This is a genomic window from uncultured Solobacterium sp. (assembly GCF_963517755.1).
Classification (GTDB): domain Bacteria; phylum Bacillota_I; class Bacilli_A; order Erysipelotrichales; family Erysipelotrichaceae; genus Bulleidia.
On sequence record NZ_CAUQGG010000003.1, the window covers coordinates 96,292 to 109,933 of the forward strand.

At 34.0% G+C, this 13,642-nt stretch carries 17 protein-coding genes; 15 read left to right on the top strand and 2 right to left on the bottom strand.

Annotated features, from left to right (window positions below):
- Positions 1–10: 10 nt before the first annotated feature.
- From RWM19_RS02785 to RWM19_RS02810, 6 genes are all read left to right on the top strand, one after another.
- Positions 11–736, top strand: coding sequence for a dihydroorotate dehydrogenase electron transfer subunit (locus RWM19_RS02785; RefSeq protein WP_313983390.1), 726 nt, complete (start codon positions 11–13; stop codon positions 734–736).
- Entirely contained in the window at positions 727–1,647 is a 921-nt protein-coding gene (locus RWM19_RS02790; RefSeq protein WP_313983393.1) for a dihydroorotate dehydrogenase, read from the top strand. The genes RWM19_RS02785 and RWM19_RS02790 overlap by 10 nt, the downstream gene beginning before the upstream one ends.
- 107 nt (positions 1,648–1,754) lie before the next feature.
- Positions 1,755–2,684, top strand: coding sequence for an aspartate carbamoyltransferase (gene pyrB, locus RWM19_RS02795; protein WP_313983396.1), 930 nt, complete (start codon positions 1,755–1,757; stop codon positions 2,682–2,684).
- On the top strand, positions 2,684–3,109 hold the full coding sequence (locus tag RWM19_RS02800; RefSeq protein ID WP_313983399.1) for an aspartate carbamoyltransferase regulatory subunit: 426 nt from the start codon (positions 2,684–2,686) through the stop codon (positions 3,107–3,109). The genes pyrB and RWM19_RS02800 overlap by 1 nt, the downstream gene beginning before the upstream one ends.
- 98 nt (positions 3,110–3,207) lie before the next feature.
- On the top strand, positions 3,208–4,155 hold the full coding sequence (locus RWM19_RS02805; protein WP_313983401.1) for a zinc ribbon domain-containing protein: 948 nt from the start codon (positions 3,208–3,210) through the stop codon (positions 4,153–4,155).
- Positions 4,156–4,329: 174 nt separating this feature from the next.
- Positions 4,330–5,916 carry an ABC transporter ATP-binding protein gene (locus tag RWM19_RS02810; RefSeq protein WP_313983404.1) on the top strand — a complete coding sequence of 529 codons (1,587 nt, stop codon included), beginning with the start codon at positions 4,330–4,332 and terminating at the stop codon, positions 5,914–5,916.
- Positions 5,917–5,990: 74 nt separating this feature from the next.
- Here the strand turns inward: RWM19_RS02810 and RWM19_RS02815 are convergent, their stop codons facing one another.
- A complete protein-coding gene (locus RWM19_RS02815) occupies positions 5,991–6,494 on the bottom strand; it encodes a DUF1836 domain-containing protein (protein ID WP_313983407.1) in 504 nt (167 codons plus the stop codon).
- 136 nt (positions 6,495–6,630) lie between these two features.
- Between RWM19_RS02815 and RWM19_RS02820 the strand changes: the two genes are divergently transcribed.
- The 3 genes from RWM19_RS02820 to RWM19_RS02830 all read left to right on the top strand — a co-directional run bounded on the left by RWM19_RS02820 (position 6,631) and on the right by RWM19_RS02830 (position 8,004).
- Positions 6,631–7,329 (top strand): hemolysin III family protein, encoded by a 699-nt coding sequence (locus RWM19_RS02820; RefSeq protein ID WP_313983410.1) that lies wholly within the window; start codon positions 6,631–6,633, stop codon positions 7,327–7,329.
- 64 nt (positions 7,330–7,393) lie between these two features.
- Complete coding sequence (locus RWM19_RS02825; RefSeq protein ID WP_313983413.1) at positions 7,394–7,705, top strand: hypothetical protein; 312 nt, start codon at positions 7,394–7,396, stop codon at positions 7,703–7,705.
- A gap of 29 nt (positions 7,706–7,734) precedes the next feature.
- A complete protein-coding gene (locus RWM19_RS02830; RefSeq protein ID WP_006525621.1) occupies positions 7,735–8,004 on the top strand; it encodes a GNAT family N-acetyltransferase in 270 nt (89 codons plus the stop codon).
- A gap of 25 nt (positions 8,005–8,029) precedes the next feature.
- Here RWM19_RS02830 and RWM19_RS02835 read toward each other — a convergent pair whose 3' ends face one another.
- Positions 8,030–8,497 (bottom strand): hypothetical protein, encoded by a 468-nt coding sequence (locus RWM19_RS02835; RefSeq protein ID WP_294021192.1) that lies wholly within the window; start codon positions 8,495–8,497, stop codon positions 8,030–8,032.
- 84 nt (positions 8,498–8,581) lie between these two features.
- Between RWM19_RS02835 and RWM19_RS02840 the strand changes: the two genes are divergently transcribed.
- From RWM19_RS02840 to RWM19_RS02865, 6 genes are all read left to right on the top strand, one after another.
- Entirely contained in the window at positions 8,582–9,274 is a 693-nt protein-coding gene (locus tag RWM19_RS02840) for a 2-phosphosulfolactate phosphatase (RefSeq protein ID WP_313983417.1), read from the top strand.
- Positions 9,267–10,061 carry a Cof-type HAD-IIB family hydrolase gene (locus tag RWM19_RS02845; RefSeq protein ID WP_294022777.1) on the top strand — a complete coding sequence of 265 codons (795 nt, stop codon included), beginning with the start codon at positions 9,267–9,269 and terminating at the stop codon, positions 10,059–10,061. Before RWM19_RS02840 ends, RWM19_RS02845 begins: the two co-directional genes overlap by 8 nt.
- Entirely contained in the window at positions 10,058–10,861 is an 804-nt protein-coding gene (locus RWM19_RS02850; RefSeq protein WP_313983420.1) for a YhfC family glutamic-type intramembrane protease, read from the top strand. Before RWM19_RS02845 ends, RWM19_RS02850 begins: the two co-directional genes overlap by 4 nt.
- A gap of 118 nt (positions 10,862–10,979) precedes the next feature.
- Complete coding sequence (rplS, locus tag RWM19_RS02855; protein ID WP_006525616.1) at positions 10,980–11,333, top strand: 50S ribosomal protein L19; 354 nt, start codon at positions 10,980–10,982, stop codon at positions 11,331–11,333.
- A 62-nt stretch (positions 11,334–11,395) separates the two neighbouring features.
- Positions 11,396–12,064: a signal peptidase I gene (gene lepB / locus RWM19_RS02860; RefSeq protein WP_313983425.1), complete on the top strand. Its 669-nt coding sequence runs from the start codon at positions 11,396–11,398 to the stop codon at positions 12,062–12,064.
- A gap of 214 nt (positions 12,065–12,278) precedes the next feature.
- Positions 12,279–13,172, top strand: a complete 894-nt coding sequence (locus tag RWM19_RS02865) for an aminoglycoside phosphotransferase family protein (RefSeq protein WP_313983428.1) — start codon at positions 12,279–12,281, stop codon at positions 13,170–13,172.
- Positions 13,173–13,642: the final 470 nt, after the last annotated feature.

Consider the following 13,642-nt stretch of genomic DNA (forward strand, 5'->3'; position numbering starts at 1 on the left):
AGGGAAAAGAGTGAGAATCATTGAGAATGTAAAGATTGCGCTAGATACATACAAGATGGTATTACAACCAACTGGTCCAGAATCTAAGAAGTTAAAAACTTTAGTACCAGGGCAGTTTATTAATATCAAAATTGAAGACTTCTATTTACGAAGACCAATCTCCATTGCAGATTGGAATGATGAAAGTCTAACTATTATCTACAAGGTAGTGGGTAAAGGCACAAAGGCACTCAGTGAAATGGAAATAGGAATTGAATTAGATATTCTTTGGCCTTTGGGCAATGGATATAACCTAACATGGATTCCTACTTCCGCGATATTGATTGGTGGAGGTGTCGGTGTTCCACCGATGTATGGCTTAGCGAAAAAGCTAGTTGAAGTAGGAAAGAAGCCAAGAATTATTCTTGGGTTTCGAGAGAGAAATCAGGTTTTCTATGACGAAGAATTTAGAAAACTTGGTTTAGAAGTCACAGTGTATACAGAAGATGGCTCTTATGGAGAGAAGGGCTTTGTCACAGATGGGTTTCATCAAGCAGAATATGTTTGTGCCTGTGGTCCTGAACGCATGTTAGAAGCGATTTACCGCAAAGCACAGGATGGTCAATATAGCTTTGAGGCACGTATGGCGTGTGGCTTTGGAGGCTGTATGGGATGTTCATGCGAAACACTTGTAGGAAATAAGCGTATCTGTAAAGAAGGACCAGTTCTTGTACATAAGGAGTTGTTATGGAAGTAAATACAAAAGTAAATTTAAGTGGATTATCACTAGATAATCCAGTGATTCCAGCCAGTGGAACCTATGGGTTTGGTAAAGAATATGTAGACTTTTATGACATCAATATTTTAGGCTCAATTTCCATCAAGGGAACTACGGTTCAAAGACGTAAGGGAAACCCACAACCTAGAATTGCGGAATGTTATTCTGGATTGATCAACTCGGTAGGTCTTGAAAATCCAGGCATGGATAATGTCATTCAGAAAGAACTTAAAGATTTAGAGAAAATCTATCGAAAACCAGTTATCGCAAACATCAGTGGTTTTTCTGTAGAGGAATACGTCACGTTAGCTAGAGAAATGGATAAGGTTGATAACGTTGGTATCATTGAGGTCAATATCAGTTGTCCAAATGTAGATCATGGTGGACTCGCATTTGGCACAAATGCGGATAACGTTAGAGAACTAACAAAGAAAATCAAAGAAGTAACGACAAAACCTATCTATATGAAACTTAGTCCAAACGTAACAGACATCAAAGAAATTGCACATGCAGCTGAAGAAGGTGGTGCAGATGGTATTTCACTCATCAATACCCTGATGGGGATGCGTATCGATATCAATCGCAGAAAACCAGTCATCGCCAATAAAAAAGGTGGCTTCTCTGGTCCTGCAATCTTCCCGATTGCGTTAAGAATGGTATATGAAGTATATGAGGCAACAAATCTTCCAATCATTGGTATTGGTGGTATCTCAAGTGCAGAAGATGTCATTGAGATGATGATGGCAGGGGCTACTGCTGTACAGATCGGTGCCGCAAATCTCATCAATCCAATGGCATGTAAAGAAATCATTGAAGAATTACCACAGGTAATGGAAAAAATAGGAATTAATTCGCTTGATGAAATTATAGGGATTGCACATAAAGACTAAAGGGAAAGGAGAATTGTTCAACGATAAATCAGAATTGATAATAAGACGTTTGTTTGAAGATTTAGGAAACAACTGTAGTGATGAATCATTGATGAAAGGAAATCATAATGGAAATTAGAAATTTAATCAGCATCACAGATTTTTCGGTAGAAGAAATCGATAAAATGATAAAAGTTGCGGGAGATATCATGACAAACCCTGACAAATACATTGATATTTGTAAGGGCAAGAAACTGGCAACGCTATTCTTTGAACCAAGTACACGTACAAGACTCAGCTTTGAAGCAGCGATGTTAGAACTTGGTGGTTCTGTATTGGGCTTCTCTGAAGCTTCCTCAAGTTCCGCTTCAAAAGGGGAAAGTGTGAGTGATACGATTCGAACGGTAGGTTGTTATGCGGATATCATTGCCATGAGACATCCAAAGGAAGGCGCACCTATCGTAGCCGCAAGACGAACAACAGTACCTATCATCAATGGTGGTGATGGTGGACATCATCATCCAACCCAAACACTAACAGACCTTCTTACCATTACAAGAGAAAAGGGAAGACTCAATAACCTTACAGTAGGGTTATGTGGCGACTTAAAGTTTGGAAGAACCGTTCACTCCTTAATCGAAGCGATGTTACGGTATGAGAATGTAAAGTTTGTACTAATCGCTCCACCAGAATTACGAGTACCACAGTACATTATTGATATGCTTGAAAAGGCAGGGGCTGAATATAAGCAAGTAGAAACGATGGAAGCAGTTATGCCTGAGTTAGATATCTTATATATGACAAGAGTACAGCGTGAAAGATTCTTCAACGAAGAAGATTACATTCGCTTAAAGGATACTTATATCTTGAATATGGATAAACTTGCAAATGCAAAGAAAGATATGGCAATCTTACATCCACTTCCAAGAGTAAATGAAATATCAGTCGAAGTCGATGATGACCCACGCGCTGCCTACTTTAGACAAGCACTCTGTGGTAAATACATTCGCATGGCTCTAATCTTAAATCTTCTCAACATCGTTAAGGAGGTCCAATAATGAATATCGATGGTGTAAAAACAGGTATTGTACTAGATCATATCAAGGCTGGTAAATCAATGGAAATCTATAGCTTATTACAATTAGAAAAACTGGATTGTTCCGTTGCGATTATTCAAAATGTAGTATCTAGAAAATATGGTAAGAAGGATATTATCAAAATCGATTCTATGATTGATTTGGACTTAGATATTCTTGGCTTTATTGATCCAAACATCACAGTTAATAAAGTTGTCGATGGGGTTCTTTCTAGCAAGGATCATCTACAACTACCAAAAGAGCTTGTCAATGTAATCAAATGCCAAAACCCAAGATGTATTACATCTGTAGAACGTGAGATACCACATGTGTTCTATCTAGCAGATGAAACAAGTGGTAAATACCTCTGCAAGTATTGTGATGTAGAAAGTAAACAGAATAAATAATTGTTTCAATAAACAACGATAGTTCACACAGGAAGAGAGTAAATGCTACTCTCTTTTTTGGGGATTGACGTATAATAGATAAAAAGGGGACCATATATATGAAATATACTTCACGTAAAAAAACACCACTAAAGTGGCTGAATTTTCTAAAGTTTTTCATTTTACCAGTACAGATTCTATTTTATATTTTTATATTTGTTAGTATCTTGATGGAACTGTTTGGAACGGATATGTTACCGCATTTACTAGCACCTATTCTCAATATCTATGGCTATTCGGCAAATCATTTGGGTTCTGCTTTCTGGCCAATTCTTTCTGTTTTGTTAGCACTAATTATCTTAGTGTATTGGGTATTTGAAATTGAAAGAGGACTCATCAAGTGGGAAGGATTTTCCACAGTATTATGGAATCTTTACTTAGTTATCATGTATGTCATCTGCGGTGGTGTGATGGTTATGGCACTCATGTACCTACCACCAAGTACAGTATCAACGGTTGTATTGGGATACCTAGTAAACTTTGGAATTAAAGTTCCAGCAAGTTTTGTGTCCTACATTCCTTTACTTGTATTTGTGGTTGTATGGCTTATTGCAGTTATTATCTATATCTGTTTAAATATTATCTACTTCGTACGTCGTAAGGCACTTTTTGCGAAAGACTACACTGAAGAAGTGGAAAAGGAAACATCTACAGTCGAGGAAGTAAAGACAGAGGAAACAGTTCCTTCTGAAACTGGAGAAAAATCTGAAGCAGAAGCAACTCCAACTAATACAGTTGAAGAAACACAAGGCGAAGAAAGTTCAGAAGAAAAGGTGGAAGAAACAACTGAAGAAGAACCAGTTGAAACAGAACCTGTTCTAGAAGAAGCACCAAAGGTAGATCCTGTAGAAACAGAAGGATATACGCAAGTAATCTCAACTGCAATCGAAAATGATACCGCAGAAGTAAAAGAACCTGCTCATAAAGTTTGTAAGGAATGCGGTGCAGAAGTCTTAGAAGAAGACGCAATCTTCTGTACAAATTGTGGTAAAAAATTAGATGTATAAAAATATACATAGTGTGAAGTAGTATAATAATTTGGAGATAAAAAAGATAGTCATATCTTAACGTATGCAGTTAATAAAATAATTTGAGACTAAAAGAAGTCGTATGAGTTTTGATTTATGTAAATATAATTGAGAAATCAGCCATTGAACATAAAGTTAAAGAGGTGACGGTTTATGGAACTGATTGATATATTTAGAACTGTAAAAAAGAATGTAATCTACTGCATTATTCTAAATATGATCGCTGCAATATTTTCTGTTGCGGCTTCTTTGTCATTAACGCTATTTGTACAAAGAATAATAGATGGAAAGTATATAGAAGCGATGTATATGATTTTATTAAATTTGGGATTATATATAGTTGCATATTCTTTTAAATATATTTATTCAATCAAAAAAAACAAAGTAAAGATGCTTGGCACTTTAAAATATCGCGAATATATTACACAGATAATAAGAAATTCAGAATCTAGGATACAAGAAAGTGAATATATTTCAAAGCTAAATAACGATGGAAACCAAATTGAAAACGCAATAGAATTAATCTTTAACTTGATAGATGCAATTTTATATGTTATTTCAGCTTTTGTTGGACTAATGATATTACATTGGGGAATTGCAATAGCAAGTTTAGTGATTTTTTCCTTAAACCTTATTTTGCCTAGATTACTAAAGAAAAAATCAGAAGAAAATGAAAGGTTAAGATCGCAAAATTCAGAAAATTATTTAAGAAACTTAACTGACTTTTTAGAAGGATATTCTGTATGGAACTTATATAACAAAAAAGGAATTCTAACTAGGTTATTAGATAAAGAAAATCTTATATATGAACAGAAGAAAAATAAGATAAATAATACTACAAGTCTAATTGAGACTATCCCAAGTTTTGGTAGCTTAATAGGACAAGACTCGCTAATGCTTTTAGCAATAGTATTAATATATTTTAAGATTGTTATACCAGGTGTGATATTATCGGTGGGAAATTTATCTGGAATGTTATTTTCTCATTTATCAAAATTCATAAATAACATAGTAAAGGTCAAAGGGATTAATAGACTAGTAAAGGATAATTGTGTTCTATTTGAAAAGATTGATGAAAGTAATAAAGAAATAGAAAATTATGATATTAAAATAAAAAATCTTAGTTTTTCATATGGTGATAAAAAGGTATTAAACGATATTAATTTAGAATTTAAGTTTGGGGAGAAATATATCATAATTGGACCATCAGGAACAGGCAAAACAACTCTATTCAATTTGTTAAGCAAAAGTATAGAAAATTATTCTGGGGAGATTTATTTGGGTGACCATAACTATAAAAATTTAAATGCCTACACTATACATAAGTCTATTGGATATGTAACTCAAAAAACACATATATTTAATGCTAGTTTAAAAGATAATATTACATTATTTGATAATGAATACTCTGAACTACACTATAAGAAAGCAATTAAAAATAGCCAAGTTGACGAATTTATAATTGATGATGACCAAGTAATTGAAAAAAATGGAAATAATTTATCTGGAGGTCAAAATCAAAGAATAGCAATTGCCAGGGAGATTATCCATGGTCATAAAATTATCTTATTTGATGAATCTACAAATTCGTTAGATAAGGCAAAGAACCTAGAAATAATAAAATATTTAACATCTCTAGATCAAACGGTTATATTTATTGCGCATAATGTGAGTGAAGAGATAATTAATAATTTTGAACATGTCATTGATTTTGAAGATGGTGTTGTTCAGGTAAAATGATTATTACATTATTCGAAAAATAAACCTTCAAAGCTCAAGTGAACTTTGAAGGTTTATTTATGCATAGTAGACCATTAATTCTTTTTTAATGATGCGAAGTATCTTTCTAGATACATTTTATGTGCAACAGCGGTAATGATATTGTTTAACATTGGGTGCTTGTCATCATGAAGGATAGGTGTTTCACTTTGTTCATGATGATAGAAAGAGGATAATGTACTCATAAGAGATTCGCTACAGTACTGATATAGTTCTTCCATTGTATCATTTCCTTCATGGAAATCATGCAGTGCTAAACGAATATTTTCAATCGATAATACGGTTTTTGCACAAACAATAAATAGTAAGATTGAGATTTGATTGCGTGTATAAGTTTTCTTGTTAACACGGTCAAAGAGTTTTTGTTTTGCATAGTTAGAAATCATGGAAGGAGTAACTTGCATCTCAGGAAACTCTATGAAATAACTATTGATGAATTTTGCGACTTGCTCTAGATAAAGACCGACATCAGGTATTTCGTTATATGCTGGTAAACGAAATTCGTGAAGGGTGCTTTCAATATTTGTATTTGTTTTCATAATTTAAGTTTATATGTAAGTAAAGAACTCGTCAACGATATACTATAACTCTTGACGGGTTTTTGAATAACCGATAATATGTATATAGGTTAATGAAAAACCGATTATCAGTTTTTGAGAATGGAGGTGCTGATGTATGACATATAAAAATATGACAATCAGCCAGGAAAAAGAAATATTTGTATTTCGTATTAAGGATTTTTGGAGTGCAGTAACACACTTTATTGGAATGGTGGTTGCGATTATAGGCATGCCAATATTACTAATCAAAGCAGCATCCTATCAAGCATCATTTCTTTCGATGATCAGCTTCATGATTTTTATGTTAAGTATGATTTTATTGTATGGAGCCTCTGCCAGCTATCATAGTTTCCATGTATCAAATCATGTAGATATGATTCTAAAAAAGATTGATCACTCTTCCATTTTTATCTTAATTGCTGGAAGCTATACACCAATTTGTTTAACAGCCTTAAAGGATACGGTAGGGCCAATGTTATTGACGATGATTTGGATTATCGCAATTGCAGGGATTGTCTTTAAGGTATTCTGGGTAACTTGTCCGAAGTGGGTATCCTCAGTGATGTATTCGCTAATGGGTTGGCTTTGTATTATGTTTTTACCACAGATATTAAGTGCAGTATCTGCACATGCATTTGCGTGGTTACTAGCAGGTGGGATTGCCTATACGATAGGTGCAGTTATCTATGCGTTAAAACCAAAGCTTTTAGCTAGTAAGTCTTTTGGTAATCATGAGATTTTCCATTGTTTTGTATTACTGGGAAGTCTTTGTCACTATATCTTTGTTTTAAACTATCTGACAATGTTTCATTAAAGTGCATTTATGTACACAACAATAATCCTCCTGCCAGTTACGATAATGCCAGGAGGATTTCTTTATGAAACAGAAAACATTACACACTGCATTACGAGAGTTTGCCTATGAACAATATCACAGTGAGAAAAATAATCTAAGCCCAGAACAGTGGGTTGCGTTGTTAAATGGGTATTACTATAACAAGGAAGCCGCAATGCTAGCACAACAGATTGGATTAAATGAAGTCGATGTGCAAATTTGGTATTGCCGTTTTGCCTTAGCGGTGACTGCATATGCACTCAAGCTTTGTAACAAAGCAAAACAAAAAACATACTTCCGTTTATCACCACAGAAGAATGTCACAACATCTATTCCAGTATTTCTTGTAAATTGAGTATAATAGAACAAGAATAGGAGAACTTTATGGAAATTCGTTTTGAAGAAAATGGCGCAAAAGCCTATAACGATGAAGGCAAAGAAGTAGGTCTTTGCGAGTATTATGAAAAGGATGGGAAGTGGGTATTAAACCATACTGTTGTTGATCCATCTATGAAGGGGCAGGGTATTGCTGGTAAGCTTTTAGATTGTGTATTAGAACATGCAAGAGAAAAGAAGGTAAAGATTGTACCTGAATGTTCTTATGTGGCACATGCATTTGAAAAGAACCCTGCATTAAAAGAAGAATTTGAATAAAAAATAAGGTCCTAATACTAGGACCTTATCGCATTTTTGCGGCTAATTTTCTGGCTTCTTTTTCACCAAGCCAAGTTAATGAACCATCTTCTAAACGCTTCATGATAATCGCAACACCATGAGGGTCATCTTCCAAATGACCGAGAATTGTAATAAAATCGTCATGTCGTTGAGATGGAATTTCAGCTTCATTGTAAATGACACAATATCCTGGGCCAAGCTGTGGCATTGGCACTTCAACGAGTTCACGCTTACCGTTATATGGATCGTCTAAAGACTCTCGAATGACTTTATTTGTTTCGTAAAATACCGCATCCATTACGTACTCAGAAGTGTGATCAATATCAACATTTTTCTTCGTATCATCTGTATAATAAGTACGTAGAACTAGGTTGCCAACAACGACCAATGGGTTGTTGGTGCCATATAAGGCAACTGTCGCTACGCGATGATGTAGGTAATCAAATGGGTAAATGAGCTTTTGTTCGTTCATTTTGCCATCTCCTTTATTCAATATAATATCCTTGATAACTATATTTCGCAAGCACCAGCTAAAAGGATTGGAGGAAATTAAAATATGGAAATTCAAATCTTACCACTTGTAACAGGCGCACAGAAAGCTACTGGCTTAACTGTCATCATTGATGTCTTTCGTGCATTTAGTTTAGAAGCATACATGTACGCAAGTGGCGCAAAGAAAGTAATACCTGTTAAGACGGTGGAAGACGCATTAGCACTGAAGAAAGAGAATTCATCTTATATCCTTGTTGGGGAAAGAAAAGGTATTAAAGTTGAAGGTTTTGACTATGGTAATTCTCCAAGTGAGTTTGTAGGAGTAGACCTTAGTGGAAAGACCTTAATACATACAACCAGTGCTGGTGTTTTAGGACTCGCTTCCGCAGTGAATGCAAGCCAGATTGTAACAGGAGCTCTTGTTAATGCGAAGGCGACCGCAAAGTATATTTTTGAACAAAATCCAGAGGTGGTATCAATTGTACCGATGGGTTGGGAAGGAAAGATTGAGACGGAAGAGGATGCCTTGTGCGCCGACTATCTAAAGGCGTTATTAGAAAATCGTACGCTTGATGACTTACAAGAAAGAGTGGATCTTCTGAAACAACAAGAAGGTGCCAAGTTCTTTGATCCAAATAAACCGCAATTTCCAGAAGAGGATTTCTGGCTATGTACAAAGGTTGATATTATTGATGGTGTCAATGTTATTTCTAAAAATGAAAATCAAATTCAAAGTGAGTGGATAAAGTATGAGTAATCAAAAGAAATACTTCTTCTTTGATATCGATGGCACATTAACGGATGATGCAACACATCGCATTGTACCAAGTGCGAAGGTTGCACTACATCAATTAGAAAAGAACGGTCATTTTGTGTCAATCGCAACTGGTAGAGCACACTACAAGACAGTTTCGTTTACCAATCAGATAGGGATTCATAATATTGTATGTGCAGGTGGTGGATGCCTTGAATATCAACATAAAATCATAAAAAATGAGCCACTTCCGTTTGAAAAAGTACAGGAACTATTAAAACATGCGGACAAAGAGAATATCGGTTGGCTTTTGATGTTAGAGGATAGTGATAAAGTATACATGCGTGACTATCGTTTCCTTGAACAAGCAGGCTTACGAAAGGAACTTACAACCTATATCTATGAACCAAATTTGGATTATACAAAGATTCCAAATATCCTAAAGGTATACTTAGCATTTGATGATGCGTATGAACGAGAAAATCCATGGGTAGACGAGATTGGTCATTTACGTATGGCTAAAACATATTGTGTATTCCAGCATGATAAGAAAAAAGATGGAATCTTAGATATGATGCAGTATCTACATGCAGATCCAAGTGATGTTGTTGTGTTTGGAGATGGAAAAAATGATATAGTTATGTTTGATAAAAGATGGACTTCCATCGCTATGGGAAACGCATATCCGCCATTAAAGGAACTCGCGAATTATGTGACGGATTCAAATGTTAACGATGGAATCTATAAAGCATGTGTCCACTTTGGGTGGATAATGGAGGAAGAGCAATGAATTTAACGGTTCCTGATTTAACCATTGCATGCATGATTGTTTCATGTGTGATTGCATTTGGCTTACCAATTCTTTTGGTGTTGTATTTTCACAAGAAGAAGGGGGAGTTTATTCCGATGATTGTGGGTATTGCGGTGATGTTTGTGTTTGTATTTACACTAGAAGCAGCAGTCAATCAAACAATCTTTAAGAGCACAATTGGCGAAACTATTCGTAATAACAAGGTTTTATATGCAGTCTATGGAGGTTTAATGGCGGCTGTATTCGAAGAATGCGGAAGATGGATTGCATATCGTACGATATTGAAGAACCGTATGGGAAATGATTCTAATGCACTCATGTATGGTGTAGGTCATGGTGGATGTGAAGCAATCATGATTGTAGGTTTCATGATGTTAAACTACATTACAATTTCTATCATGATGAACAAAGGCACAATTGGTGATACACTTAGTCAATTGGATTCTACTACACTTGCAAAGATGCAGTTAGCGATGCAAACACTATCGACTACACCATCTTATGTATTCTTATTAAGTGGCGTAGAACGTATATCTGCCTTAATGGCACAAGTGTCTTTGTCTGTACTCGTTTGGTTTGCAGTGAAGTTTAAGCACAAGAGATATTTCTTTCTGGCATTACTCTTCCATTTTGTGATGGATGCAGGAACTGTTCTTTTACGTAGTCAAATTGAAAGTATTATTCTAGTAGAGGTATTTATCTTTATTGTGGCCGCAATCATCGTCTTTGTGGCATATAACGTTTGGTGTCATTTTCATACAACTTCTGTAAAGAAATAAAATCTTGCGAAGAATTGCAGCTTATGGTATCATTTAACGGCACATGTAGTGCGTCACTGTTCCGCTGATATGGTTTAGGTTCATGAGCAGCTGATCAATCGTAAAAGGAGAAAAGAAAATGAAGTTGAATTTAGTAGAAAAGATTACAAAGAGTCAGCTACGTACAGATGTTCCTGATTTCAAGTCAGGTGACACAGTTAAGGTTAACGTACGTATCAAGGAAGGTCAGAAGACACGTATTCAGGCTTATGAAGGTGTTGTAGTTGATCGTTCTAACGGTGGTATCGGCGCAACATTCACAGTTCGTAAGATTTCCAACGGTGTAGGTGTACAGAGAACATTCCCAGTTCATTCACCAATCATCGAAAAGATTGAAGTAGTTCGTTACGGTAAGGTTCGTAGAGCTAAGCTTGGCTACCTCAAGGGATTATCTGCTAAGAACGCTCGTATCAAGGAAGATCGTCGTAAGTAGTCTACAAAGAGAGAAATTATTCTCTCTTTTTTTGATATAATACTCAATAGTAGGTACATGATATGAATACGGATATGAATAAAGATCAAGAAATGCTTGATGAAACAAGAGTTATGGAACGATTGACAGATGAGACAACTGTCATCGATATGGAAAAAATCAGAAATGAACAAAACCAACCAAAGAAGAAAGATGATAAGGAAGAAAGTACACTTTTTTCATTCTTGAAAGAAGTATTTATTTCTTTTGCGGTGGTATTAATTGTTGTGAACTTTGTTGTAAGACCAATACAGGTAAAGGGAAGTTCCATGTATAACACGCTAGAAGATGGTTATTTTGGCTTCTCAGATTTACTTGGTTATCGCTTAACTGGATTAAAACGTTTTGATATTGTCATTGTTTATTTAGCAGAAAAGAAAGAATATCTCATCAAGCGTGTCATTGGCTTACCTGGTGAGACAGTCGAATATCGTAATAACCAACTATATATAAATGGAGAACCGGTAGAAGAACCGTTCTTAGATAAGTCTTATACGAGTACTTATCCTGGTACATTCACTAGTGATTTTAAGACAGAGAAACTTGGAGAGGATGAATATTTCTGTATGGGAGATAATCGTCCGCATTCTTCTGACTCTCGCTACTATGGCGCATTCCACAAATCTGACATTGTATCTAAGGGTGTGTTTGTAATCTATCCATTTAAGGCATTTGGAGTATACACATGGTAAAGATTCAGTGGTTGATTATAATTAATTTAAACCCCTTTAGAAAGCATTGCAAAATAAGGGAAAACTCAAAATGACATCTTACATGTTTTATATAAAAATATGTTAAAATAGATAAAAATTAATTAAAAATGACTATTTTTAGTGAAAAATAGTATAAGAATTAATAAGGCGGTTACAGAAGTTAACCCCCCCTAGAAATAAATGAGTTGAAAAAATGATATATGTTAATGATTTTGAAACAGGTAAGAAAGTAATAGTAGATAGGTATCCTGAATTAGTGAATAGTCAATTTAAAAGTGATAACTCTGGTTGGACTAATTTTGCAATTAAAGTTGATAATAAATATCTTTTTAGATTTCCAAGAAATGATGAAGCTTATAAAGCAGTTAATAAAGAATATAAAATATTAAAAATACTAAATAAAAAATTACCAATTAATATAAAAGTTCCAAAATATATCTATAGTAGTTTAAATGATGATTATCCTTTTGTTGGATATGAAATGATTCAAGGTAACTTTCTAACAGAAGATGTATTTAATTCATTAGATGAATCAAAAAAAGATAATATATTAAATAACATGGCTATATTTTTAAATGTATTACATAGTGTTGATTATAAAGAATTAGGATTAGAACCAGTTAATTCAATTGAGTGGTATAAAGATTTGTTTGATAGAGTACAAAAGATATGCTTTAAATATTTTGATCATAATTTGAAAGAGAAAACAATTCAATTATTCAACATTTTTTTCAATGATGAATCAATGCATAATTACGGACCAACATTAGTACATGGAGATTTGAGTGAAGATCATATAATTATTACAAGTGATGGAGTAGGAATAATTGATTTTGGAGATTTAATGGTATTTGATCCAGCATATGATTTAATTTGGGCTTATATATGCGATGTTGATTTTTATAATAAATTATTTAAAAAATATACAGGACATAAGGATAATTATTTTGAACATAGAATAAGAGATTTTCATATTATAAGACCACCTTATGATGGAATAATATATGCTGACGAAATACATGATAATGATATGATAAATGAACAAATAAAAAAATTAACGCAAATCTTTGATAAAAGAGGTGAATAATATGATTAGATATGCTAATGAAAATGATATTGAAATAATATCAAAATATGACAAACATATTTCTAAAGAAGAATTAGCGAATATAATTAAACTTAAAGAGTAATAGTAATGTATGAAGACGATAAATTTGTTGGATGGCTAAGATATAATTTGTTTTGGGATAATACACCATTCATGAATATGTTATATCTTCTTGATAATGAAAGAGGTAAAGGGACGGTAGTCGATTAGTTATATTTTGGTAAAATGAAATGAAACAAAAAAACTACGAATTTGTTCTTACTTCAACTCAATCAAACGAAGAAGCACAATTTTTTTTATAGAAAAATAGGATATGTTGATAGTGGTGCATTATTATTACCTAATGAACCATTAGAAATAATTTTATACAAGAAATTATAAAATAAAAATGATTGTAATGTTTTAATATTATGATTGGCCATATGACCTAGCGTTTATATAAAAAATTG